Annotated in this window: 27 protein-coding genes; 11 read left to right on the top strand and 16 right to left on the bottom strand. The window is 65.8% G+C overall.

Features of this window, described 5'->3' with window-relative positions; translation table 11 throughout:
- Positions 1 to 8 precede the first annotated feature (8 nt).
- Positions 9 to 713, bottom strand: coding sequence for a PilZ domain-containing protein (locus tag H587_RS0111120; RefSeq protein WP_027176336.1), 705 nt, complete (start codon positions 711 to 713; stop codon positions 9 to 11).
- A gap of 166 nt (positions 714 to 879) precedes the next feature.
- Between H587_RS0111120 and H587_RS20290 the strand changes: the two genes are divergently transcribed.
- The 7 genes from H587_RS20290 (at position 880) to H587_RS0111160 (ending at position 6,670) form a co-directional block, all read left to right on the top strand.
- Positions 880 to 1,041, top strand: a complete 162-nt coding sequence (locus H587_RS20290; RefSeq protein ID WP_084630648.1) for a FeoB-associated Cys-rich membrane protein — start codon at positions 880 to 882, stop codon at positions 1,039 to 1,041.
- A gap of 13 nt (positions 1,042 to 1,054) precedes the next feature.
- The gene (locus tag H587_RS0111130; RefSeq protein WP_027176337.1) at positions 1,055 to 1,315 is read left to right on the top strand and encodes a FeoA family protein; all 261 of its coding nucleotides are present in this window, start codon (positions 1,055 to 1,057) and stop codon (positions 1,313 to 1,315) included.
- 70 nt (positions 1,316 to 1,385) lie between these two features.
- Positions 1,386 to 3,572 (top strand): ferrous iron transport protein B, encoded by a 2,187-nt coding sequence (gene feoB / locus H587_RS0111135; RefSeq protein ID WP_027176338.1) that lies wholly within the window; start codon positions 1,386 to 1,388, stop codon positions 3,570 to 3,572.
- A gap of 125 nt (positions 3,573 to 3,697) precedes the next feature.
- Positions 3,698 to 4,669: a nucleoside recognition domain-containing protein gene (locus tag H587_RS0111140; RefSeq protein WP_027176339.1), complete on the top strand. Its 972-nt coding sequence runs from the start codon at positions 3,698 to 3,700 to the stop codon at positions 4,667 to 4,669.
- A gap of 14 nt (positions 4,670 to 4,683) precedes the next feature.
- The gene (locus H587_RS0111145) at positions 4,684 to 5,073 is read left to right on the top strand and encodes a Rid family detoxifying hydrolase (protein ID WP_027176340.1); all 390 of its coding nucleotides are present in this window, start codon (positions 4,684 to 4,686) and stop codon (positions 5,071 to 5,073) included.
- Between the two features lie 233 nt (positions 5,074 to 5,306).
- Positions 5,307 to 6,101, top strand: coding sequence for a 2-amino-3,7-dideoxy-D-threo-hept-6-ulosonate synthase (locus H587_RS0111155; RefSeq protein WP_027176341.1), 795 nt, complete (start codon positions 5,307 to 5,309; stop codon positions 6,099 to 6,101).
- 185 nt (positions 6,102 to 6,286) lie between these two features.
- Positions 6,287 to 6,670, top strand: coding sequence for a chemotaxis response regulator CheY (locus H587_RS0111160; protein WP_027176342.1), 384 nt, complete (start codon positions 6,287 to 6,289; stop codon positions 6,668 to 6,670).
- 56 nt (positions 6,671 to 6,726) lie between these two features.
- On the opposite strand, the gene H587_RS0111165 is transcribed toward H587_RS0111160, so the two are convergent.
- The 4 genes from H587_RS0111165 to H587_RS0111180 form a co-directional block, all read right to left on the bottom strand.
- Complete coding sequence (locus tag H587_RS0111165) at positions 6,727 to 7,029, bottom strand: Hpt domain-containing protein (protein ID WP_027176343.1); 303 nt, start codon at positions 7,027 to 7,029, stop codon at positions 6,727 to 6,729.
- Positions 7,030 to 7,169: 140 nt separating this feature from the next.
- On the bottom strand, positions 7,170 to 7,520 hold the full coding sequence (locus H587_RS0111170; RefSeq protein ID WP_027176344.1) for a hypothetical protein: 351 nt from the start codon (positions 7,518 to 7,520) through the stop codon (positions 7,170 to 7,172).
- A gap of 4 nt (positions 7,521 to 7,524) precedes the next feature.
- A complete protein-coding gene (locus H587_RS0111175) occupies positions 7,525 to 8,130 on the bottom strand; it encodes a DUF8043 domain-containing protein (protein WP_027176345.1) in 606 nt (201 codons plus the stop codon).
- Positions 8,131 to 8,205: 75 nt separating this feature from the next.
- On the bottom strand, positions 8,206 to 9,801 hold the full coding sequence (locus H587_RS0111180; RefSeq protein ID WP_245560871.1) for a glycosyltransferase family 9 protein: 1,596 nt from the start codon (positions 9,799 to 9,801) through the stop codon (positions 8,206 to 8,208).
- Between the two features lie 82 nt (positions 9,802 to 9,883).
- Here H587_RS0111180 and H587_RS0111185 point away from each other — a divergent pair, with 82 nt between their 5' ends.
- Together H587_RS0111185 and H587_RS18320 are read left to right on the top strand one after the other, a co-directional pair.
- Entirely contained in the window at positions 9,884 to 10,234 is a 351-nt protein-coding gene (locus tag H587_RS0111185) for a hypothetical protein (RefSeq protein WP_027176347.1), read from the top strand.
- A 93-nt stretch (positions 10,235 to 10,327) separates the two neighbouring features.
- A complete protein-coding gene (locus H587_RS18320) occupies positions 10,328 to 12,931 on the top strand; it encodes a TIGR03960 family B12-binding radical SAM protein (RefSeq protein ID WP_051202704.1) in 2,604 nt (867 codons plus the stop codon).
- Here H587_RS18320 and H587_RS0111195 read toward each other — a convergent pair.
- The 6 genes from H587_RS0111195 to H587_RS0111220 all read right to left on the bottom strand — a co-directional run bounded on the left by H587_RS0111195 (position 12,853) and on the right by H587_RS0111220 (position 17,792).
- Positions 12,853 to 13,308, bottom strand: coding sequence for a protease inhibitor I42 family protein (locus H587_RS0111195; RefSeq protein ID WP_027176348.1), 456 nt, complete (start codon positions 13,306 to 13,308; stop codon positions 12,853 to 12,855). The two genes, H587_RS18320 and H587_RS0111195, sit on opposite strands and share 79 nt — an antisense overlap.
- 59 nt (positions 13,309 to 13,367) lie before the next feature.
- Positions 13,368 to 13,763 (bottom strand): response regulator, encoded by a 396-nt coding sequence (locus tag H587_RS0111200; protein ID WP_027176349.1) that lies wholly within the window; start codon positions 13,761 to 13,763, stop codon positions 13,368 to 13,370.
- A gap of 126 nt (positions 13,764 to 13,889) precedes the next feature.
- Positions 13,890 to 14,402, bottom strand: a complete 513-nt coding sequence (locus tag H587_RS0111205) for a PocR ligand-binding domain-containing protein (protein ID WP_027176350.1) — start codon at positions 14,400 to 14,402, stop codon at positions 13,890 to 13,892.
- A gap of 25 nt (positions 14,403 to 14,427) precedes the next feature.
- Positions 14,428 to 15,636, bottom strand: coding sequence for an aminotransferase-like domain-containing protein (locus H587_RS0111210; RefSeq protein ID WP_027176351.1), 1,209 nt, complete (start codon positions 15,634 to 15,636; stop codon positions 14,428 to 14,430).
- 64 nt (positions 15,637 to 15,700) lie between these two features.
- Positions 15,701 to 17,134, bottom strand: coding sequence for a HAMP domain-containing sensor histidine kinase (locus H587_RS0111215; RefSeq protein WP_027176352.1), 1,434 nt, complete (start codon positions 17,132 to 17,134; stop codon positions 15,701 to 15,703).
- Positions 17,118 to 17,792, bottom strand: a complete 675-nt coding sequence (locus tag H587_RS0111220) for a winged helix-turn-helix domain-containing protein (protein ID WP_027176353.1) — start codon at positions 17,790 to 17,792, stop codon at positions 17,118 to 17,120. Before H587_RS0111220 ends, H587_RS0111215 begins: the two co-directional genes overlap by 17 nt.
- A gap of 174 nt (positions 17,793 to 17,966) precedes the next feature.
- Between H587_RS0111220 and H587_RS0111225 the strand changes: the two genes are divergently transcribed.
- Positions 17,967 to 18,152 carry a hypothetical protein gene (locus tag H587_RS0111225; RefSeq protein WP_027176354.1) on the top strand — a complete coding sequence of 62 codons (186 nt, stop codon included), beginning with the start codon at positions 17,967 to 17,969 and terminating at the stop codon, positions 18,150 to 18,152.
- 176 nt (positions 18,153 to 18,328) lie between these two features.
- Here the strand turns inward: H587_RS0111225 and H587_RS0111230 are convergent, their stop codons facing one another.
- Positions 18,329 to 18,682: a DVU0772 family protein gene (locus tag H587_RS0111230; RefSeq protein WP_027176355.1), complete on the bottom strand. Its 354-nt coding sequence runs from the start codon at positions 18,680 to 18,682 to the stop codon at positions 18,329 to 18,331.
- Positions 18,683 to 18,886: 204 nt separating this feature from the next.
- Between H587_RS0111230 and H587_RS0111235 the strand changes: the two genes are divergently transcribed.
- A complete protein-coding gene (locus H587_RS0111235; protein WP_034609260.1) occupies positions 18,887 to 20,323 on the top strand; it encodes a sensor domain-containing diguanylate cyclase in 1,437 nt (478 codons plus the stop codon).
- Positions 20,324 to 20,339: 16 nt separating this feature from the next.
- Here H587_RS0111235 and H587_RS20850 read toward each other — a convergent pair whose 3' ends face one another.
- The 4 genes from H587_RS20850 to H587_RS0111255 all read right to left on the bottom strand — a co-directional run bounded on the left by H587_RS20850 (position 20,340) and on the right by H587_RS0111255 (position 22,744).
- A complete protein-coding gene (locus tag H587_RS20850) occupies positions 20,340 to 20,507 on the bottom strand; it encodes a hypothetical protein (RefSeq protein WP_027176357.1) in 168 nt (55 codons plus the stop codon).
- A gap of 83 nt (positions 20,508 to 20,590) precedes the next feature.
- Positions 20,591 to 21,145 carry a Fe-S-containing hydro-lyase gene (locus tag H587_RS0111245; RefSeq protein WP_027176358.1) on the bottom strand — a complete coding sequence of 185 codons (555 nt, stop codon included), beginning with the start codon at positions 21,143 to 21,145 and terminating at the stop codon, positions 20,591 to 20,593.
- The gene (locus H587_RS0111250; RefSeq protein WP_027176359.1) at positions 21,142 to 21,978 is read right to left on the bottom strand and encodes a fumarate hydratase; all 837 of its coding nucleotides are present in this window, start codon (positions 21,976 to 21,978) and stop codon (positions 21,142 to 21,144) included. Before H587_RS0111250 ends, H587_RS0111245 begins: the two co-directional genes overlap by 4 nt.
- Before the next feature lie 28 nt (positions 21,979 to 22,006).
- Positions 22,007 to 22,744 (bottom strand): fumarate reductase iron-sulfur subunit, encoded by a 738-nt coding sequence (locus H587_RS0111255; protein ID WP_027176360.1) that lies wholly within the window; start codon positions 22,742 to 22,744, stop codon positions 22,007 to 22,009.
- Position 22,745 lies beyond the last annotated feature (1 nt).

A 22,745-nucleotide genomic window follows, 5' to 3' on the forward strand; every position in this document is an offset into this window, starting at 1 on the left:
CTCGTCTCCTAGCGGGTAGTCGCGCGCGCGGACTGGAGCCACACGGGCGCGGAGTCTTCGAAGGCCACGCCGATTCCCGGCAACCGTCGCGAAACGCCCCAGGGTCGAAACCAGCGCACCACGCACCGCACCGGGCCGCCCTGGTCCGGCGAATTCTCCTCGGGGAAGAGCAACCACAGTTTCTGCCCGACCTCGAACACGCCGAAGGCCACCATGAAACAGCCCGTGGCCGAGACATTGGTGGTGACGGCGCGCTCCCCTTGTTCTGATGCCTGATCAGGGCCGCGCAGAATCAGGGCACTGTGGCTCACGTCATGGCGGTCGCTCATGCGCAGCGGCCGGGGGTGGAAGCCGGCGCATTCCTTGAGCAGGAAACCGTCCATGTCCCGAGCCTGGCGTACCGTGGCGCCCAGGGACACTCCCCGGATGCCTCCCTGCTCCTGATTGTGCAGCAGCCGCAGCACTGGAAAATGCTCCAGCACGGCCTGAAGATTTTCCCGGTCACGGGCCGGGCAGCGGATCCAGGTGGGCAAGTCCAGCAGAATGCCGTTGTAAATCCGGCCCACGGCACCAGCAGGCCGGCCGCCGGGACCGTCGATGGCGTCGAAGGTCACGCCGAGACGCGCCAGCTCCTGTTCATAGGCGGAACGGGCGTCGCCGGGTTCAGCGACGAGAAGAACCCGGAGGCTGGCGATATCCGGCGGGCGTCTCATGCGCGTTTCTTCTCGCACAGAATACGGACGGAAACAAGGCGGCCTGGGAAACTCCGCCGGGACGAGCATATTCCGATGACAATTTCTTCATTTTTCAACTTGACAATGAAATTCATTATCATTAAATCCTGACTCGCCGGGGACACCCGGAAAGGATGAAAGACCCATGCTGGAAAACATCGTCGTCATCGTCATCGTGGCCGCAGCCCTGGTTTACGTCGTCAGCCGCTTCGTCCGCACGGGCAAGCCCGGCTCAGGGTGCGGCGGCTGCTCCAGCCGGGGCTCCTGCCCTTCAGCCGACCGACGCGGCCCTGGTAACGACTGCTGAACCGAGGAGAGACATGAGCACGCACTTCTGCTTGAGACAGGCCCAGGTGAATCAACGGCTGCGCATCCGCACCATCACGGCCAAAGGCGAACTGGGGCGGCGAATCCGCGACATGGGGCTGATCCCCAACACGGAAATCCGGGTCATCGGCAAGGCCCCCCTGCATGATCCGGTGGCCCTGCGCCTGTTGGACTTCACCCTGACCCTGCGCAACAGCGAGGCCGACCACATCACCGTCGAGCCCCTGGCCGAGGAGGAAACCGTCCATGAGTAAAGGCGAAGCCCGCGTGCTCCAGATGTCCGCCCAAGGCGGCGAGCAGCCCGTCCACGCCGGGAAGGACGACATGGTCATCGCCCTGGCCGGAAACCCCAACTGCGGCAAGACCACCATGTTCAACGCCCTCACCGGCGCGCGGCAGCACGTGGGCAACTGGCCCGGCGTGACCGTGGAGAAGAAGACCGGCGTGCCCCATCTGGGCGATGCGGCCATGACCGTGGTGGATCTGCCCGGAACCTACTCGCTCACTGCCTACAGCGAGGAAGAGGTGGTCGCCCGCAACTTCCTGGTGAATGAGCGCCCCGACGTGGTGGTGGACGTGCTCAACGCCGGAGCCCTGGAGCGCAACCTCTATCTCGCCGTGCAGTTCCTGGAGCTGGGGGTGCCGGTGGTCCTGGCCCTGAACATGATGGACGAGGTGCGCAAGGAGGGCAGGGAAATCGACGTGGCCCTTCTGGAAAAGCTCACCGGCTGTCCGGCGGTGGAGACCGTGGCCCGCGCGGCCCAGGGCACACGGGAACTGCTGACGGCCGCCCGCGCCCTCTCCTCCTCCCGCAAGGGGGAGGCCTGGAACCATCCCCTGCGCATCACCTACGGCTCCGACCTGGACCCCGTGCTCGGCGAGATGGAATGCCTCGTGGAGCGCAAGGGCCTGTTCGCGGGCAAGCTCCCGGCCCGTTGGGTGGCGCTCAAGTATTTGGAGGGCGACAGCCAGCTCGTGGCCATGGGCCGCGCCGCCAACCCCGCCCTGTCCGAGCGCCTGGAGGGCATGGTGACCAAGGTGGCCGATCACCTTCAGAAAACGCTCGACGCCACCCCCGACGCCATCATCGCCGACTACCGTTACGGTTGGATCGCGGGCATCGTGCGTCAGGCCGTGCGTCGCCCCGGAGTGGACGCCCAGCGCCTGTCCATCTCGGACCAGATGGACCGCGTCCTGACCCACCGGCTGGCCGGGCCGCTCATCATGATCGGCATCGTCTACCTCATCTACACCATCACCTTCACCCTGGGCGAGGTGCCCATGGGCTGGGTGGAGAACTTCTTCGGCTGGCTGGGCGACACGGCCACGGCCATCCTGCCCGAGGGCCTGCTGCGTTCACTGGTGGTCTCCGGCGTCATCGACGGCGTGGGCGGCGTCATGGGCTTCGTGCCGCTCATCCTGATCATGTTCCTGCTCATCTCGGCCCTGGAGGACTCCGGCTACATCGCGCGCATGGCCTACATGCTCGACCGCGTCTTCCGCATCTTCGGCCTGCACGGCACATCGGTGCTGCCCTTCATCGTCTCCGGCGGCATCGCGGGCGGCTGCGCCGTGCCCGGCGTCATGGCCACGCGCACCCTGCGCAGTCCCAAGGAAAAGCTGGCCACCCTGCTGGTCTCCCCGTTCATGACCTGCGGCGCGAAGATCCCGGTCTTCCTCATGCTGGCCGCGGCCTTCTTCCCCGGCGCCGAGGCCGACGTCATGTTCGCCATCACTCTCGCGGCCTGGGCCTCGGCCCTGCTCGTGGCCCGGCTCCTGCGCTCGACCATCATCAAGGGCGAGGCCACGCCCTTCGTCATGGAACTGCCCCCCTACCGCATCCCGACCCTACGCGGCGTGCTCATCCACACCTTCGAGCGCACCTACGAATACATCCGCAAGGCGGGCACGGTGATCCTGGCCATCTCCATCCTGCTATGGGCGGGCATGACCTTCCCCGCTTTGCCCGAGGAGACCGCGGCCGTCTTCCAGGACCGCCAGGCAGTCCTGGAGCAGCGCTTGGCCGAGGCCAAGACCGCGGGAGCCGCCGAGGAACAGGTGGCCGCCCTGGAACAGGAAAAGACCGCCGTGGCCGCCGCTGAAGCCGAAGCCGCCCTGGAGCACACCCTGGCCGGACGCCTGGGGCATGCCCTGGAGCCGATCTCCCGGCTGGCGGGCTTCAACTGGCGCGTGAACATCTCCCTGGTGGGCGGCTTCGCGGCCAAGGAAGTCATCGTTTCCACCCTGGGCACGGCCTACTCCCTGGGCGAGGTGGACGCCGAGGAGGCGACCCCGCTTTCCGAGAGCCTGGCCAACGACCCGGACTTCTCCAAGGCTTCCGCCATCGCGCTCATGGCCTTCACCCTGCTCTACGCCCCCTGCTTCGTGACCGTGGTGGCCATGGCCCGGGAATCGAGCTGGAAGTGGGCCGGATTCAGCATGGTCTTCAACACCTTGCTGGCCTTCGTGGTGGCCGTGGGGCTCTATCAGGCCTCCCGACTGGCTTTCTGATCCATTCCCGTCGTCCAGGCCGGGACCGGCGTTGCCGTTCCCGGCCTTTTTTTCCGCCCACGGCGCGGCTTCCCTTTCAGCGTGAAAATCCCTATGGTGCCCGCTGCCTGGAGGATTCACCGATCATGAGCCGTGCCGCCGCCATCCTAACCGCCCTGCGCGACGTTCTGCGCAGCGGCGTCCGTCTGAGTCTCGATCTCTTCAAGATCATGATCCCGATCATCGTGGGTGTGAAGATCCTCAAGGAACTCGGACTGATCGCCTACCTGGCCTGGCCTCTGAAGCCGGTCATGGCCCTGGTGGGGCTCCCCGCCGAGATGGGCCTGGTCTGGGCCACGGCCATGTTCAACAACATCTACTCCGCCTTCATCGTGCTCGCCTCCCTGGCCGAAGGCGTGCCGTTGAACCAGGCCCAGGTCACGGTGCTGGCCTGCCTCATGCTCGTGGCCCACAACCTGCCCATCGAGCTGACCATCGTGCGCAAGTCGGGCCCGCGCCTGCCCTTCCAGTTCTTCACCCGGGTTCTGGGCGCCCTGGCCTTCGGCATGATCCTGAACCTCACCTATACGGCCACCGGCGCGCTCCAGGGGCCGGCCACGATCCTCTTCCAGGCGGCCGCTGGGCCGGAGCCCCTCTGGCGATGGGCCCTCGGCGAAATCCGCAATCTGGCCTCCATCTTCTGCATCATCACGAGCCTCATCGGACTCATGCGTCTGCTTCAGGCGCTGCGCCTGCTGGATCTCTGCAATGCGCTGCTGCGCCCCGTGCTGCGGATCATGGGCATCGGCCCCCGGGCGGCCACCATCACCATCGTCGGTTTGGTCATGGGGCTGGCGTACGGCGGCGGGCTCATCATCCACGAAGCCCGCGAAGGCCAGGTCGAAGGCCGGGACGTCTTCGCCTCCCTGACCCTCATGGGCCTGTGCCACAGCCTCATCGAGGACACCCTGCTCATGCTGCTCATCGGCACGCACCTGTCCGGCATCCTCTGGGGCCGACTGCTCTTTTCCCTGGTCGCCACGGCCCTGCTCGTACGTATCGGCGCGCGGCTCTCCAACACCGCGCAGAACCGCTACCTCTGGGCCGAGGCCCGCTGACACGGAGGAAAACGATGGACGAGATCACGGTCATCCACACCGACAAGGCCCCGGCCGCCCTGGGACCATACTCCCAGGCCCTGGCCTGGAACGGACTGCTCGTCCTGAGCGGCCAGACCGGCCTGGACCCGGTCACGGGCGAACTCGTTTCCGATTTCGCCGGGCAGGTCCGGCAGGTGCTGGACAACCTCGGCGCGGTCCTGTCCCAGGCAGGGGCGGGCTTCGCCGACGTGCTGGCGGCGGATGTCTTCCTCACGGACATGGGCCGCTTCGCGGAGTTCAACGCCATCTACGCCGAGTATTTCCGGGAGCACAAACCGGCCCGGACCACGGTGGCGGTCAGCGCCCTGCCAAAAAACGGGCAGGTCGAGATCAAATTCCTGGCCCGGCTGCCCCGATCCTGATCCGCGCCGCCGCTTGACAAGGGAGCCTCGAGAGGCGTAAGCGCTTGCTCATGCAGACCCGGACCGACAGCCGCTTCTTTTTCTTCTTTTTCTTTAGCAGCGCCTGTGGTCTGGGGGTGCGCGAGTAAGGTCGAAAACGAACACGAAACGCTCCCGAAGGCCGCAGGCATACCGCCCGCGGCCTTCGTCGTTTCGGTCGCGGCGGATTCGGGACAATCCCCTGGGAGGCCGACATGCAACTGGGCAAATCCATCCGCATCGAGCGCATCATCAACCGCAACAACGGACGGACCATCATCGTCCCCCTGGACCACGGCGTCACCGTGGGCCCGCTGTACGGACTCGTGGACCTTCGAGCCACCGTGGACCAGATCGCCGACGGCGGGGCCAACGCCGTGCTCATGCACAAGGGGCTGCCACGCTGCTCCCATCGCGGACGCGGCCGCGACGTGGGCCTCATCATCCACCTCTCGGCCAGCACCACCCTCTCGCCCCATCCCAACGCCAAGGCCCTGGTTGGCACGGTGGAGGACGCACTGAAGCTCGGCGCGGACGGCGTCTCCGTGCATATCAACATGGGCGACGAAACCGAGGGCCGCATGCTGGCCGACCTGGGCCAGATGGCGGCCAAGGCCAACGAATGGGGAATGCCGCTCCTGGCCATGATGTACGCGCGCGGACCGGCCATCAAGAACCCCTACGACCCGGATCTGGTGGCCCACTGCGCCCGGGTGGCCCTGGAACTGGGCGCGGACATCGTCAAGGTGCCCTACACCGGCGACCCCGAAAGTTTCGAACGCGTGGTTGAGGCCTGCTGCGTACCGGTGGTCATCGCCGGAGGGCCCAAGATGGACGACACGCGCAGCCTGGTCCAGATGGTCCACGACTCGGTGCGGGCCGGAGGCGCCGGGCTTTCCGTGGGCCGCAACATCTTCCAGCACGAGCAGCCCGCCCGCCTGCTGGCGGCCCTGGGCAAGGTGGTGCATGAGGATTGGAGCGTGGATCAGGCCATGGCGCTGCTGGCCTGACGCTGTTCAGCGGGCGGCGGCTCGCTGGGAATTCCCGCAGTCGCCGCCCCTGAGCCCTTGGCCTGGGCCGGTTTGATTTTTTTCTCCCGGCGGATTGTCTTTCCAGCGGGAAATATGTATCCATCCCCGAGGATTGCCGTTCAATCAGGGCGATGGCGCGGACCACGCCAGCAGGGAGGGAGCCGATGCCTTACGACAAAAACATGCGCATCCTGGTGGTGGACGACTTCTCCACCATGCGCAAGATCATCAAGAACATCCTGCGCCAGCTGGAACTGACCAACGTGGTCGAAGCCGACGACGGCACCACGGCCTGGGAGGTTCTCAACCGGGACAACATCGATTTCATCGTCTCGGACTGGAACATGCCCAAGATGAGCGGCATCGAACTGCTGCGCAAGGTCCGGGCCAGCGAGGAATACGCGGCCACGCCATTCCTCATGGTCACGGCCGAGGCCCAGCAGGAGAACATCATCGAGGCTGTCCAAGCCAAGGTTTCCAACTACATCGTCAAACCCTTCACCCCCGAGACCCTGGCCCAGAAGATCGACAAGATTTTCGGCAAATAGAAAAGGCGGGGCCGCACGGCCCCGCCTTCATTTCATATTCCGTCCCGCCGCCGTGTTCAGGTGTATTCCACCCGGACGGCATCCAAATATTCCCGCAGCCGCCGCGCCAGTTCCCGGGCAGCCGAGGCCTCGCCGCGTCCGGCTGCGGTTTCCAATTCCCCGCCGAGGTCGCGCAGGCCCAAGAAGCCGTATGCGGCTCCGGCGCCTTTGGCGCTGTGTCCGATGCGCCGGGCGGTATCCAGGTCGTCCGCGTCCAGGGCCCGCTCCAGCGCCTCCTGGTCCCGCCGGGAACATTCCAGAAACCGGTCCACCAACTCGGCCAGATCCGCGTCGATGCGTTCCACCACGTCCCTGCCCATGGTCGCTCCTTCGCTTTCGTCAGCATAGTCCCATCCCGATGGAAAATGAAGCGGCCGCGAATGGAGGCCCCGATCCGGGCGGCGACGAAAAAAACCGGCCGGGATACCCGGCCGGTTCGCGTCCTGTCGTCCCGGAATGATCAGCCTTGGCGGGAAATGAAGCGATTGGAGACCGGAGGAGCCACCCTCGAACCGTCCTTGTAGGCGGAAAAACGCTGGTTCTCGAGACGGACCCGCTGGAGGTCGGCTTTGAGGGCCGCATGCAGACGTCGGGCTTCCTGGGTGATCTGCCCCTGGAGAGCCTTCAGCTGGGTCAGCTTGTCGAGTACGCTGTCCAGATCCACGCGCTTTCCGTTTTCGATGGAGGCGGTGAGGCGTCCACGATCCTGAGCCAGCTGTTCGGCTTCGAACACGTCCCCGGCGATGAGAAAGCCCAGTTCCTTGTGGCCCATCTCGATGGCCTGGTCGAGCAGCGTCACCATGTCGGACATGATCTTACTCCTTGCGCGCCAAGCGAATGTCCTCGCGCAGTTCGGCGATGACCTTCTTCCAGCGGTCCACGGCCGGAAGGAACTCATACTCCAGCAGATCGGAAAGCAGAATCCAGTCCTCGTTCTCCAACACCTCGGACATCTCGCCGAAAAGATCGTTGAATTCGTCGGCGGCGGCGCGGAAGGTGTCGTGGTCCTTGAGCGAAAATTCGTCGCGCAGGCTGCCGATCATGCCCAGGAAGTCCCGGGTCACGTCCAGAAGATCCTGATAGAGATCCAGCGCCTCGGCGTCGTCGGCCTGACGGAAGAGTCCGGCCACGCGGGATCCGCCCTCGCCCATCAGGTTGACCACCTTGTAGAGCTCACGGGTGATGTCCACGGCCATTTCCTTGACCGGCACGGACTTGATCTCCACGCTCTCTATGTTGCCGGTCTCGATGTCCTCGGCCTGGTGCGGGTATATCTCGGTGAAGGGCTCGTTGTTCACGAGCACGTCGGTGACAACGCGGTCGGTGAAGACGCCGTCTTCCATGACCTTGTTGAAAATCTGCTCCAGGTTCTCGAAATTCTTCACGGCCAGATCGCTGCGCCGTCCGTCGATGACGATCATGAAAACGAACCTCCTGCTGCGGCTGAAATTTCCGGGTTAGGGTCCACGATCAACCGCATTCAAGAAACATGCCGACTAGCGAAAGAGGATCAGGAAGGCGTCGCAGAGCTGATGGTGGCGGGCGATGAGCGCGCGCAGGAAGGCCAAGTCACGGGCGGCCTCCTGGGACTGGAAGCGCCAGAGCCCGCCGAGCACGCTCAATCGGGGGTCTTCGGCCAGAATCGTTTGCAGTCGCTCGCAATTGGCCAGGAACTTGGTCTTCAGCGTAGGCCTGGGATCGCGGGGCAGCAGCGCGGCCTGTTGACCCAGCAGATGCAGAAGTCCCGAAGCGCTCTCCAGTGATTGGCGGGTGGCGTGGGCGCCCTCCCGGTCGTCCCAGGACAGCGGCCGCTCTCCGACGGCCGGATCCTCGCCGTCAAGAAATCGACGATACACGCGCCGCAGGGCCGCCAGCCAGCGGGCCCGGTCGGAACCCCCGTGGCCGGTAAGCGATTCCAGATCCAAAAAACCGTCCGCGCCCATGTTTGTGCGCCAGATGCGGACTCCGGACGGCGCGCCGGGGTCCATTCCGGGCTCCAACAGCGCACGGACGCAGGCCAGGACGGCCTCCGGGCTCACGACCCGGCGGCATTCCTCGTTACGGGGGCAGTCCTTGCCGAAGCCGCAGGGATGACACGGCAGGTCCGGCTCCAGGCAGAGGCAGCCCGGTCGATAGGGGCCCGTGTCCACGGGCTGGGCCGTGGCCAGAAACACGGCCGCCACGGGCACGCCCAGTCCGGCCGCCAAATGCATGGTGCCGGTGTCGTTGGTCACCAGGAGGTCGCAGAGTGAGAGCGCGGCGGCCAATGTCCGCAGTTCAGTGCGGCCGGAGAGGTCGCGGCAGGGCACATCCGGCGCGGCCTGCCGGAAACGGTCGGCCAGCGGCCGTTCCTGGGGCGAGCCTAGGAGTACGGGCAGGCGGCCGTGTTCGGCCCATAGCCGCCGCGCCAAAACCGCGAAGGAGGCCACGGGCCAACGCCGCCGGTCTTCGCTGGCCCCCAGCTGCAGGGCCGCGAAACCGCGCGCGCCGGGAACCCCGCCGCCCTCCTCCAGCAGCGCTCGGGCCGCGTCGCGCTCACCGTCCGAGGGCCGCAGGAGGTCCAGGGGCGCGCCCGGGCCGTCCAGTCCGGCCACGCGCCGGAAAAGGTCGACCACGTTGAACGGGCTCTGGCCCCGACAGGCCGAGGCCTGTTGCAGGAAGGCCGCCCAGTCCGAGGAATCGCCGTTGAAGCCGAAGGAGTCCAGGCCGAAGCCGCGCACCTCCGGCGCGCCGATGAGACGGGTCAAGAGACGGGCCGAGAGCGAGGGGGTGAGGTTGACGAGCACGTCCGGTGGGAAGTCACGGCGCAGATCCGCCAGGAAGCCGTCCAGTTCGCCCAGACCGCCGCGCCAGTCCTCGCCCTCCAGGCGGGCCAGGAGACGGGCGCCGCGCAGGGGCGCGACGTGGTCCAGGTCGCGCAACAGTCCGGCGGCCTGGGAAAAATTCTCCAGGCAGACCAAGCCGGTGCGGCATCCCGAGGCCTTGAGGCCGGAGAAGACCGGCTGGGTCTGGAGCAGGTCGCCGAAGCGGGTCAGGCTGAGCACGAGCACGTTCACGCGGGAAACCTTGTCCTGTTCGCGCCGGTCTTGCAAGTACGGGTCCGCTCCGTCCCTTGACAGGCCGGAACCGAGTCCCTACTTACAGGGGGCTTCATTCCAACCCAAGGAGACGAGCATGGCCTACGACATCCGGCTGGTGAAACTCATCACCGGCGACCTGGTCCTCGGCAAGTGGAGCCAGGACGGCAGCAAGATCGAGGATCCGGCGCAGCTTCAGACCATTCCCACCCAGCAGGGCGTGCAGATGGTCCTTCTGCCCTTCGGCTATCCCTTCGAGACCGACATGACCGGCGTGATCGACACCCGCCACGTGCTGTACGAATACAAGAAGTTCCCTGAGGAACTCAAGACCAAGTACATGGAGGCCTCCACCAACCTGACCCTGTCCACCCCCGGCGACCTGCGGAACCTCCAGGGCATGATGGGCGGTGCGGGCGGGGACATCTCCAGCCTGCTGAAAAAGTAGCTTCCCGTCCGGGACGCGAAACGGTACACGCAGGGGGTGGTTTCGCTGGGAACCACTCCCTTTTTTCGTTTTTCATCGGAGGATACCCCGATCATGCGGGAACTGCTTCCGCTTCTGCCCAAGCCCAGCCGCTACGCCGGGCGCGAATGGGGCGTGACCACCAAGGATCCGGCCAAAATCCGGGCGCGCGTGGCCCTCGCCTTTCCCGATCTCTACGACGTGGGCATGTCCTACCTGGGACAGCGCATTCTCCTGCACTGCGTGGACCGCCGGCCGGAATTCCTGGCCGAGCGGGTCTACGCCCCCTGCGACGACGCGGCCCGAGTCCTGCGTGAACACAACGCGCCCCTGTGCACCCTGGAGTCGGACACGCCCCTGGCGGAGATGGACGTGCTGGCCTTCAGTCTGACCCACGAACTCTGCTACACGAATGTCCTGTACATGCTCGACCTGGCGGGCATCCCCGCCCGCGCCTCCGAGCGCGGCCCGGAGCATCCCCTGGTCCTGGCCGGAGGCGGAGCCTGCTTCAACGCCGAACCCCTGGCCGACTTCCTGGACTGCATGCTCCTGGGCGACGGCGAGGAAGCCCTGCCGCGCATCCTGGAGGAAGTGGCCCGCGCCCGCGACGAGGGGCTGGACCGGCGCGGCCTGCTTCTGCGGCTCAAGGACATCCCAGGCCTCTACGTGCCTTCCTTCTTCGCCCCCCAGGGACCGGGCGAACCGCTCCTGCCCCTGGTTCCGGGCTACCAACACGTGGAAAAGGCCCTGGTGGAGGACTTGGACCGGACGCCCTTCCCCACCCTCTCGCCCGTGGCCTTCGGCCAGGCCGTGCATGACCGCCTGACCCTGGAGATCGCCCGGGGCTGCACCCGCGGCTGCCGCTTCTGCCAGGCGGGCGTCATCTACCGCCCGGTGCGCGAACGCAGCCTGGAACGCATCGAATCCCTGCTCGGCGATGCCCTGGCGGCCACGGGCTACGAGGAGGTTTCCTTCCTCTCCCTGTCCACGGGCGATTTCTCGGCCCTGGACACCCTCTTCGCCCGGACCTTCGACCGCTGCGCCGCCGAGCAGGTGGCCATCTCCCTGCCCTCGCTGCGCGTGGGTTCGGTGTCCCCGGCCATCATGGAACGCATCGCCAGCATCCGGCGCACCGGCGCGACCCTGGCCCCGGAGGCCGGAAGCCAGCGCCTGCGCGACGTGATCAACAAGGGCATCACCGAGGAACAGCTTCTGGACCACGTGCGCCATCTCTTCGAGCACGGCTGGCAGCACGTGAAGCTCTATTTCATGATCGGCCTGCCCACGGAGACACCCGAGGATATGGAGGCCATCGTGGACCTCTGCCGCAAGGTGCGCGACGCCGCAGGCTGGCAGATCAAGCGTCTGCAGGTCACGGCCGCGGTCTCGCCCTTCGTGCCCAAGTCGCACACCCCGTTCCAGTGGGAGCGCCAGATCGGGCCGGAGGAGATCCGCGCGCGCGTGAATCTGCTGCGCGACCTCATGCGCCGCCACAAGCGGCTCATGCTCAAGTTCCACGAGCCGAGGATGAGCTTCCTGGAAGGCATCTTCTCGCGCGGGGACCGCGCCCTGGGCCCGGTGCTCGAAGAGGCCTACCGCGCCGGAGCCCTGTTCTCCAGCTGGAAGGACCACCTCGACCTGGAGCCGTATCTGGAGGCCATGCGGGACAACGGCCTGAAGCCCGAGGACTATCTGGCCGAACGCGACGTGAACGCGCCTCTGCCCTGGGATCATCTGGACTGCGGCGTGTCCCGGGCCTTTCTGCTGCGCGAACGCAAACGCGCCCTGGAAGCCCGCACCACCGAGGACTGCCGCTATGAGGGCTGCTCGGGTTGCGGTGTCTGCAACCTGGACGGCCGCGTCTCACGCCTGAGCGCCCAGTCGCCGGGCAAGGACATCCGACCCCGCGTGCTTCTGGCCCAACGGGACCAGACCGACGCGCCTCTGCCGCCTCCGGCCGGGGACAAGCCGGACCTGCACGCCCAGGCCGCGCGCTACCGGATCTGGTACGAGAAGACCGGCCCGGCCGCCGCGCTGAGCCAGCTTGAGCTGCAAAGCGTGTTCGAGCGGGCCCTGCGCCGCGCCCGTCTGCCGCTGTCCTTCAGCGCCGGATTCCACCCCCTGCCCCGGCTGTCCTTCGGCATGGCCCTGCCCGTGGGTGTGGAGAGCCACTGCGAATGGCTCGTACTGGGCCTGCGCGAGGATATTCCGGCCGAGGCCGTGGCCGGGGCCCTGGGGCCGAACATGCCCGACGGATTGGCCCTGACCTCGGTGGAACATCTGGCTCCGGGAAAAAAGAAGGCCATGCGGGCGGCCAACGAAACCTACCGTTTGGTTCTGCGCGGCGACGCGGCCGTCCGGGCGGAACGCGCCACCCGCTGGCGGGAGTTCCTGGGCAAGAAGGAATTCCTGGTGGAGCGCAAGACCAAACGGGGCCTGAAGCCCTTCGACCTTCGGCCGCTGCTGGCCGAGGTTCGGGAGGACGGAGACGCCCTTGTCCTGCGGTTCGACTGGACTGCGGGCTACATCAGCCCGCTGACGCTGGCGCGGGCGGTCATGGGCCCGTGTGAACTGACGGAATTCGGCCTGATCAAGATCGCTCAGGAATTCGACTTGGCGGCCGAGGGCTCGGCGGCCGGAGATTCGGCCGCTCCCGCCGAAACGGACACCGAGCGATAGATCTCCGGCGCGCTGTTCTTCTCCCAAGGGCGACGGATGCGGATCTCCACTGTGGTGGAGCCCTCCTTGAGCGCGGTGAAGACGAAATAGGCCCGGCCGAAGTCTCCGGGCTTCGGGTCGCTCGGCGGCTCGGTCCAGAACTTGTCCAGCCGGAGGACGGCCGGGTCGAAGCTCGCGCCGCTGAACTGGTAGCCCCCGTCTCCGGGGTGGCGCATCTCCAGAAGCAGGGTTTCGCCGGGCAGGAGCGCGGTGGCCGGGACGCCCTCACCATCCAGGTCCAGGTGTCGCGTGGCCCCCCCGGAACCGCCGGAGAACAGCCCGCAACCGGACAAAAACAACAGAATCAGCAGAATCGAGGCGAGACGCGCGGGGCCCACGGGAACCTCCTCGGCATCCTTCCGGCGCGACCCGTCGCGCACCGGAAGAGGACGAATGCTCAGGGGATGATCTTGTTGACCCGCAACTCGTTCAGGACCGCCTCGCGTTCGAAGGGCTTGACGATGTAGCAGGAGGCGAAGCCCTTGAAGAAGGCCTTGCTCAAGTTGCGGGTGTCGGACAGGGCCGTGATCATGACCAGCTTGAACTCTCCGCCGTTTTCGCGCCCGCGCTCCAGTTCCCGCAGACGCGCGGCCACGGCGTGCCCATCCATGCCGGGCATGAGGATGTCCAGAAAGACGGTGTCGTAAGGCTCCCCACCAGGCGCCAGGGAATGTTCGAACAGCTCGATGGCCCTGGCCCCGTCCAACGCCGAATCCGTCGCGGCGAACGGCTCCAGGATATCCTTGAGATAGAGATGAATGCTCTCGTCGTCGTCGACCAGCAGGTACTTCACGAAAAGCCCTCCCTTCGGCTTGTTCCCTCCGAAGATAGAGCCCCTTTTCCGCACGCTGTCAACCGCGGTCCGGAATCCCGGCCGCGCGGGCGCATTCGCCGGTACAGCGCGGCGCGGGAGTTTTCGTCAAACCGCCGCGCCCGCGCGCGCCAGGATGTCGGCCACCTTCCCTTCCAGGAACGCGGCGGCGGCCTCCACGTCGGCCCGGGACATGACCGGCACCCGGGTCGCCAGTCCCTCCACCTCGTCCTCGCCGAGGCCGGAAGCCTTGGACACGAGAAAGGACTCCACCTCGCCGTCCGCGGGCAGGCGGCCGCAGCCGCCCACGATGCCGATCAACGCGCCGTCCACGATCACGGGCACGGTGATGACCACGAGTCCGGCGTCGCAGGCGTCGATCACGGTTCGCCCCTCGCGGGCGGCCTGGGCCGTCAGGGCGGCGTTGGCCACCGAGCATACCGCTCCCACGCCGCCGGGCGTGGCCCGTAGCGCCGGACAAAGGGGGTTGCTCCAGAGCCGCTCGTCGGTGATTCCGGCCCCGGTTTCGTCATAGACCCGGGGATTCATGCCGAAGCGCTCATGAAACTCCCGTTCCAGCGCGGCCCACTCCTCCCGGGTCGCCAGGTCGGTCATCTTCATGCGTTGGTCCCCCGACGCGCCGGACTCAGGCGCCGACCGCGGCCGCACGGCAAGGGGGAGTCAGGTACTCCTTGAGGCTCTCGCCCAGGCGGCGGATGCCCTCCTCGATGTGCTCGGCGTCGGAATTGGAATAGTTCAGGCGCAAGGTGTTCTCGCCCGTCCCGTCCACATAGAACGGCCGGCCCGGCACGAAGGCGACCTTCCGCGCAATGGCCCGCTCGAAAAGCTCCATGGAGACGCAGCCCTCGGGCAAGGCGGCCCAGAGGAACATGCCGCCCTCGGGCCGGGTGCAGCGCACCTCCTCCGGGAAGTGCCGCTCGATGGCCTCGACCATGACCTGGCGTTGTTCGCCGTAACACTTGCGGATGCGCGCGATGTGCGCGTCGATGTCGTAGTCGCGCAGGTAGCGCACGAGAATCCGCTGCACCAGGGTGCTCGTATGCAGATCCGCGGCCTGCTTGGCGATGACGAGCTTTTCGCGGTAGCGCTTGGGAGCCACCACCCAGCCGATGCGGAATCCCGGGGCCGCGATCTTGGAGAAGGTGCCCAGGAGCAGAGCGCCGTCGCGCATCAGCGCGGACACGGGCTGCTGGTCCTGACCCAGGAAACGCAATTCTCCGTAGGGGTCGTCCTCCACCAGGGTCACCCTGTTCTCGCGCAGAAGGTCGGCCACGGCGCGACGTTTCTCGGCGCTGTAGGTCACGCCGGAGGGATTCTGGAAGTTGGGCACCGCGTAGAAGAATCGCGGCTTTTCACCTCGCAGGGCCCTGGCCAGCCCGTCCAGGTCCGGGCCGTCGTCGGTCATCTCCACGGTGCGGTAGACTGGGCCGAAGAAGGAAAAGGCCTGAATGGCCCCGAGATAGCCCGGACGTTCCAGGATGATGGGCGACCCCCGGTCGATGAGCACCTTGCCCACCAGATCCAGGCACTGCTGTGAGCCCGTGGTGATGAGGATGTCGTCGGGGGCCACGTCCAGGCCCTTCTTAGCCTTGTAGCGTTCGGCGATGCGGGCCCGCAGTTCGGGGTCGCCCTCGGTGGTGGAGTATTGCAGGGCGGAGCGTCCCTGGTCGCGGAGCACCGCGGCGGCGACTTCGGCCATCTCCTCAACGGGGAACAGGGCCGGATTGGGCAGCCCTCCGGCAAAGGAGATGATCTCGGGATTCGCGGTGACCTTGAGAATCTCACGGATAAAAGACGGCTGCACCCCGTCCAGGCGGGTGGCGAACTGTGGCATGGATTTCCTCCGGGTAAGCGGAAATTGCTAGCGCGAATGGCCGCCCCTGGCAAGGGCGAAGTCCTCACCCGCGGCGCGATTTCGGCGGTGGCCCGAGCCGGGCCGGGGAGGCCAGAGGCAGGGTCACGACGAAGATCGTTCCCCGCTCGGGAGCGCTTTCCACCTCCACCCTTCCCCCGTGGGCCGTGAGCACCGCCCGCACCAGGGACAGGCCCAGGCCCAGGCCGCGCACGGAGCGGCTCTTGTCGCAACGGAACAGGCGGTCGAAGATGCGCGGCTGATCCGCCGAAGCGATGCCGGGACCGTCGTCGCGCACCCGGATTACGGCCCGGTCGGTGAATCCCTCCAGGGAAATCTCGACGTTTCCGCCCGGCGGCGTGTATTTCACGGCGTTGTCCAGCAGATTGGCCAAGGCCTGGCGGATGCGTCCGGCGTCGGCGGTGACGCTCACCGGCTCCGGCAGCCGGGCGCTCAGGGCCACCCCCTTCTCCTCGGCGATGTAGCCGTAGGTCTCGGCCACCTCGGCGACCAGGGCCGTCAGGTCCACCTCGCGCAACGTGAGCTGCATGACGCCGGTTTCCGCCTCGGAGATGTCCATGAGCGTGTCCAGCATGGTCGCGATCCGTTCGCACTCCTCGGCGCAGTCCGCCAGAGCCTCCCTGTCGCCCTTGCCGCCGTCCCGGTCACGCAGGGCGGCCTCGATGCCCATGCGCATGCGGGTGATGGGCGTGCGCAGATCGTGGGCCGCGTTGTCCAGGGTCTCGCGCATGCCCGTGACCAGTGTGCGGATGCGGTCGAGCATGGCGTTGAACAACCGCACCAGGCCGTCCAGCTCGTCGCCGCCGCCGCGCATGGGAACCCGCGCATCCAGCTTGCCCTTCTCGATGGCCGTGAGCGTCCGAATGAGATCGCTGACGGGGCGCAGGGTACGCCGGGCCAAGAGCGTGCCCCCGATGACGCCGAGGATGCCGGTGAAGAGGATGATGCTCAAAAAGACCGTTTGGAAGGTGCCCAGCAGTTCCTCGGTGTCGGAACGGTCCCGGCCCACCAGAAGCACTGCCCCGCCGGCGATGCGCCGCGCGCCGAGCACGAGTTCGCTCTCCAGCTCGTCGGAGCGCCAGGAAAACCAATGCACGCTCTCGTCCAGGTTCACCGAGGCGATGTCCGGGGGCACGTCCTCCCACCACAGCGGCGCGGCCTGGGCCAGGACGTTTCCCTGGGAATCGAGCAGGCGCAGAAAGAAGTCCGTGGAGACCTCGTATTCGGCCTCCTGGCGGATCACGTACAACAGCACGTCCAGACCCTGGTTCTGGGCGATGGCCGCATAATCCATGATCTTTCCGCTGACGATGCGGCGTTCCTGCTCCCGCACCGTGGCGGAAAGAAAGGAGAAGGTCAGGCCGAACAGCAGAACGGAGCTGAAAAAGAAGACCGCGGCGTACCAGGCGGTCAGCCGAAGGCTCGTGGAGCGCCAGCGCGCCTCACGGCTTGAGGACATACCCCACGCCCCGCAGGGTGTGCAGCATCTTGTGCTCGTAATCCTTGTCCAGCTTGGAACGCAGACGGCAGATCAGGACGTCCACCACGTTGGTTTGGGGGTCGAAGTCATAGTCCCAGACGCTTTCCAGAATCATGCTCTTGGAGAGCACCGCCCCGCTGTGACGCATGAGATATTCGAGCAAGGCGAACTCCCGGGGTTGCAGCACGATGGGCGTCCCGGCCCGGGTCACTTCGCGGCTCAGGCGATTCATGCGCAGTTCGCCCACACACATCTCCACCGGCTCCGCGCTGGAACGGGAGGAGCGACGGACCAGGGCTTGCACCCGGGCCAGCAACTCGGCGAAGGCGAACGGCTTGGGCAGGTAGTCGTCGCCCCCCGCGCGCAGTCCCCGCACACGGTCATCCACGGTACGCTTGGCCGAAAGGATGATGACCGGCGTCTCGCGGCCAACGGCCCGCATTTCCTCAATGAGCCGCAGTCCGTCCATGCCCGGCAGCATGATGTCGATCACGGCCGCGTCATGATTTTTCGCCTTGGCCAGGCGCAGCCCCTCCGGCCCGGTGGTCGCGTGCTCCACCTCATATCCGCTCTCACGCATGCCCGCGATGATGAATTCCGCGATCTTGGCGTCGTCCTCGACGAGCAACAACTCCATGACAAACCTCCATGGGCCGGACGCCCGGACGAAACCTAGCATGCCGAACAACGGCGTCAATCCGGCGCACGGGAACTTACCCAGGTGTAATCCTGGCGCAAGGCGCTTGCAATATGTGTGCAGTAGAAGCGTTGAAAACATGCGCGCACCCGCCGCGCGAAGGAGTCCGAAAACATGAAGAAGACCATCGTGTTCGCCATGATCTTGAGCCTGCTCTGCGCCGCCCCGGCCTTCGCCGCCACCAAGAAGGCCGACCCCACGGCCGCCTGTGAGAAACTGGCCGCCAAGAAACACATCCCCGAGGACAAAAAGGCGGATTATGTGAACAAGTGCGTCAAGAAACGCCAGGCGAAGAAGTAGAAGCCTCCGGGCGTTCGCCTGCGTTTCCCCGCCATGCGCCCGCGGGCAGCGGACATGGCCTCCTCCCCCCGCCGGGAACCGTATGCGACGGACGGTTCCCGGCCCTCTTCGCGAAATGAGAACGGGGGGCCGGTCGACCGGCCCCCCGCGCGAGGAGAGTGGATGGAGTGGAGGGATCAATTGGAAAGTTGGTTCTTCAGCCAAGTCTTCACTTCCTCGTTGGGCGGGAACACACCCTTGAGGTGCCCGACGTCGTCCAGGAAACGCTCCCTCAGCCCCTCGGGAAGGTCCATGCTCAACAACTCACGGGCCTCCTCCGAGTTGCGTCGGACCAGTATCACACGCGGCACCTCGTCCCAGGTGTAAACCACGAAATAGTTGCTGTAGTCCTCCTTGGAGCGCACGGGTTGCCGGACGCCGCTGTCGCCGTTCCAGCAGTTGTTGCCCCACTCCAGGTAGAGCGTCACGGCATCCCAAGGAGTCATGTTCCAGTCGATCTCGAGATTGCGGTATTCGTTCAGGGCGTTCATGGCTTTCTCCCTTGCCGCCCCTTGCGAAGCGGCTTTTCTCGTTCACGTGATAATATCAATAACTGTTCTTAATTAAATGTCAAGCTCAAAAGAAGCAGAAAAAACAGCTCGCCTGGCGGCTGTCGAAAATCATTGCGTTTTCAACGGGCTGCTGTGAAACTGCCACCCGTTTCGCACCACCACGATCCAAGCTTTGGAGTGCAGATGCAAAATAAACGGCGGCTCATCACTCTGATCTGCCTGTTGCTGGGATTCGGATACGCCGGAATCAGCCTGATCAACTATCAGACCGCGCGAACCGCCATCCGCGAGGCCATCGTCGGCGCGGAACTGCCGTTGACCTCGGACAACATCTATTCCGAGATTCAGAAGGATCTCATCCGTCCCGTCTTCGTCTCCTCCATGATGGCTCATGACACCTTCGTACGCGACTGGGTTCTGGCCGGGGAAAAGGACGTGGATCGAATGACCCGCTACCTGGCGGAGGTCCGCGCCCGCTACGGAACCATCACCAGCTTCTTCGTCTCGGATCAGAGCCACGTCTACTACCACGCGGACGGCGTTCTCAAACACGTGCGCCAGGGGGAATGGCGCGACGAATGGTACTTCCGCGTTCGCACCCTGCGTGAACCCTATGAAATCAACGTGGATGTGGATATGGCCAACCGGGACGCCCTGACCATCTTCGTCAACCACCGCGTGGCGGACTACGAGGGGCATTTCATCGGCGCCACGGGCGTGGGCCTGACCGTCCACTCCGTCCGCCGTCTCATCGACGTCTATCAGCTGCGCTACAACCGGGGCATCCTCTTCGTGGCTCCCGACGGCAAGGTCATGCTCTCCACGCGGGGCGGCCCGCCTGCCGGCGCGGACCTGCACAAGATCGAAGGATTTTCCTCCATCGCCGATTCCGTTCTCAAGGAAAAACGCGGCAGCTTCCAGTACACGAAGAACGGCCGGGAATACCTGGTCAACGCGCGATTCATCCCCGAGCTGAACTGGTACCTGTTGGTGGAGAAATGGGAGGACGAAGCCCTGGCCGACATCCGCCGCGTCCTCGTCGTCAACCTGGGGTTGTGCGCCGTGATCACGGCCTTGGTGATCCTGGCCGTGAGCCTGACCATCAACCGCTATCAGAGCCGCCTGGAGGAAATGGCCACCGTGGACAAGCTCACGGGCCTGGCCAACCGGCAGGCTTTCGACATCCTCCTGGAGCAGGCTTTCAAGGAGGCCCGGCGCGACGGCACGCCCCTGTCCCTGCTGCTGGTGGATATCGACGACTTCAAGGACATCAACGACCAACATGGGCACTTGGCCGGAGACGCCGTCATCCGCCATGTGGCCGAGATCGCCCGCCAGTGCGTGCGCGAATCCGACCTTCTCTGCCGCTGGGGCGGCGAAGAATACCTGGCGGCGCTACGCGGCTGCGGCCGAGAACAGGCACTGACTCTGGCGGAGAGCATCCGCGCCCGGATTCAACAGGCCGGGGAGGACGAACCGGGCCCCTTCCAAGGCCTGACCGTGAGCATCGGCGTGGCGACCCTGCATACGGGCGACACGCCGGACAGCCTGTTCCGGCGTTCCGACTCGGCGCTCTATGCGGCCAAGGCCGACGGACGCAACAAGGTCCGCGCGGCCTGAAGCCCTGGACGGGGGGCTATTCCTTGTCCGGGGACCAGTCGGGATCGTGGTACTTGGCGGGATTGTAGAGGCGCCAGTCGGACTTGTCCTCGTACTTCTCGTCGGCTCCCGGGAAAGGGACGTAGACGCGATGTTCGGAAGACTGGGATTCCTGTTCGGCGGCGCAATCTGGACGGTCGTTCATCGGAAACCTCGAAGACTCCTGGACCAAGGCATGTCGTAAAAAAAGGGCGACCCAACCGGCGGGCCGCCCTCTTCATGTCGCGCTTACCCCGCGCTGTCAAGCTTCGGTTTGGCGTAGAGTTCGCCCCCGAAGGCGTCATTGACCACAAGCAGGGGAAAGTCCTTCACTTTCATGGCCCGCACCGCTTCCGGCCCGAGATCTTCGTAGGCGATGACCCTGGAGGCCTCGATGCGCTGAGACAACAGCGCGCCGGCGCCGCCCGTGGCCCCCAGATACACGGCTCTATGCTCACGCAGGGCCTGCTTGACCTCTTCGCTGCGCTTGCCCTTGCCTATCGTGGCTTTGAGGCCCAGGGCATGCAGCCTGGGAGCGTAGGAGTCCATGCGGTAGCTGGTGGTGGGACCGGCCGAACCGATGGGGCGGCCCGGAGGCGCGGGAGAGGGGCCCACGTAGTAGATGGCCGCGCCCTCGATGGGGAACGGCGACTCCTCGCCCCGGTCCAGGGCCTCCATGATCTTCTTGTGCGCCGCGTCGCGCGCGGAATAGATCACCCCGGACAGGAGCACCACGTCCCCGGCCCGAAGCTTCAGGATGTCCTCGTCGTTCAGCGGCGTCTGGAGCCTGTGCGTCGTGCTCACAGTTCCACCTCCTCGTGACGGGCCGAGTGGCACTGCACATTCACGGCCAGCGGCAGACTGGCGATGTGGCAGGGGGCCACGGCGATCTTCACGGCCAGCACCGTGGTCTCGCCACCCAGGCCCATGGGGCCGATGCCGAGCTTGTTCACCTCGGCCAGCAGCTCCTTCTCCATTTCCGCGATCTTCGAATCCGGATGCACGTCGTCGAGCTTGCGCAAGAGCGCCTTCTTGGCCAGCTTGGGCGCCAGCTCGAAGTTTCCGCCGATGCCGATGCCCAGGATGGTCGGCGGGCAGGGATTGGGTCCGGCCTCGGCCACGCGCTGGATCACGAACTTCTTGATCCCTTCCCAACCCTGGGCCGGGGCCAGGAAGGTCATCCGGCTCATGTTCTCCGCGCCGCCGCCCTTGGCCATGAAGGCGATTCTGAGATGGTCGCCGGGCGTCAGATCCAGGTTGATCACGGCCGGGGAGTTGTCGCCGGTATTCTCGCGGCTCAACGGATCGCAGGAGGACTTGCGCAGGTAGCCCTCGCGGTAGCCCCGACGCATGCCCTCCTCGATGGCCTCGTTCAGGCCGCCCCCGATGATCTTCACATCCTCGCCCAACTCCACGAAAAACACGGCAAGGCCGGTGTCCTGGCACAGGGGGAGTCTGGTCTCCAGGGCCAGATCCGCGTTCTCCAGCAACTGCCGAAATATCTCCTTGGCCGCACCCGTTTCCCGGGAATGACACTCCTCAAGCTTTCGGCGCACGTCCTCGGGCAGTCGGGTGTTGGCCGACACGCACATCCGCGCCACGGCCGCCGCGATGTCCGACGCCTTGACCTCTCGCATGGGATCTCCTTTTTCCAGTGACGTCCCGCTACTTCCTGAAGATGTTCTTCAGGGCGGTGATGCCCATCTTCCGGCGCAGGAAGCCGAGTTGGTTCTGCAAGGGCAGGTGCTTGGGGCAGACGTCCTCGCAGGCCAGCAGGCCCATGCAGCCGAATATGCCGTGATCGTTGCCGATGATGTCGTAGTACTCCTGATCAGTGCGCTCGTCGCGGGGGTCGATGACGAAGCGGGCGATGCGGTTCAGCGCCACAGCGCCGAGAAAGTCCTGGCGCATGCGAGCCGTGCCGCAGGCGGACACGCAGCAGCCGCACTCCACGCAGCGGTCCAGCTCGTAGATGCCCTCAGCCGTGGCGTTGTCCATGCGCTCTTCCAGGGCCGAGGGATCAAAGGTCTTCTTGGTGTGGATCCAGGATTCCACGGTGTTGTACATCTCGCGGAACCAGGAGCCGGTGTCCACCGAGAGATCGCCCACCAGGCGGAATACGGGCAGCGGCAGAAGCGTCACGTCCGTGGCCAGATCCTTGGTCTTGGTGTGGCAGGCCAGACCGGGACGGCCGTTGATGACCATGCCGCAAGAGCCGCAGATGCCTGCCCGGCAGCAGAAATCGAATTGCAGGGAGGAGTCCTGTTCCTCGCGGATGCGGTTGAGCGCGATGAACAGGGTCATGGAATCCGTCTCCTCCAGGACGAAGGTGTCGGTATGCGGCACGGACTCCGGATCCTGGGGGTTGTAACGGAAGATGTTGAACTGGAGCAGTCGGCCCATG

The organism is Desulfovibrio aminophilus DSM 12254 (genome assembly GCF_000422565.1).
Lineage (GTDB): Bacteria > Desulfobacterota > Desulfovibrionia > Desulfovibrionales > Desulfovibrionaceae > Aminidesulfovibrio > Aminidesulfovibrio aminophilus.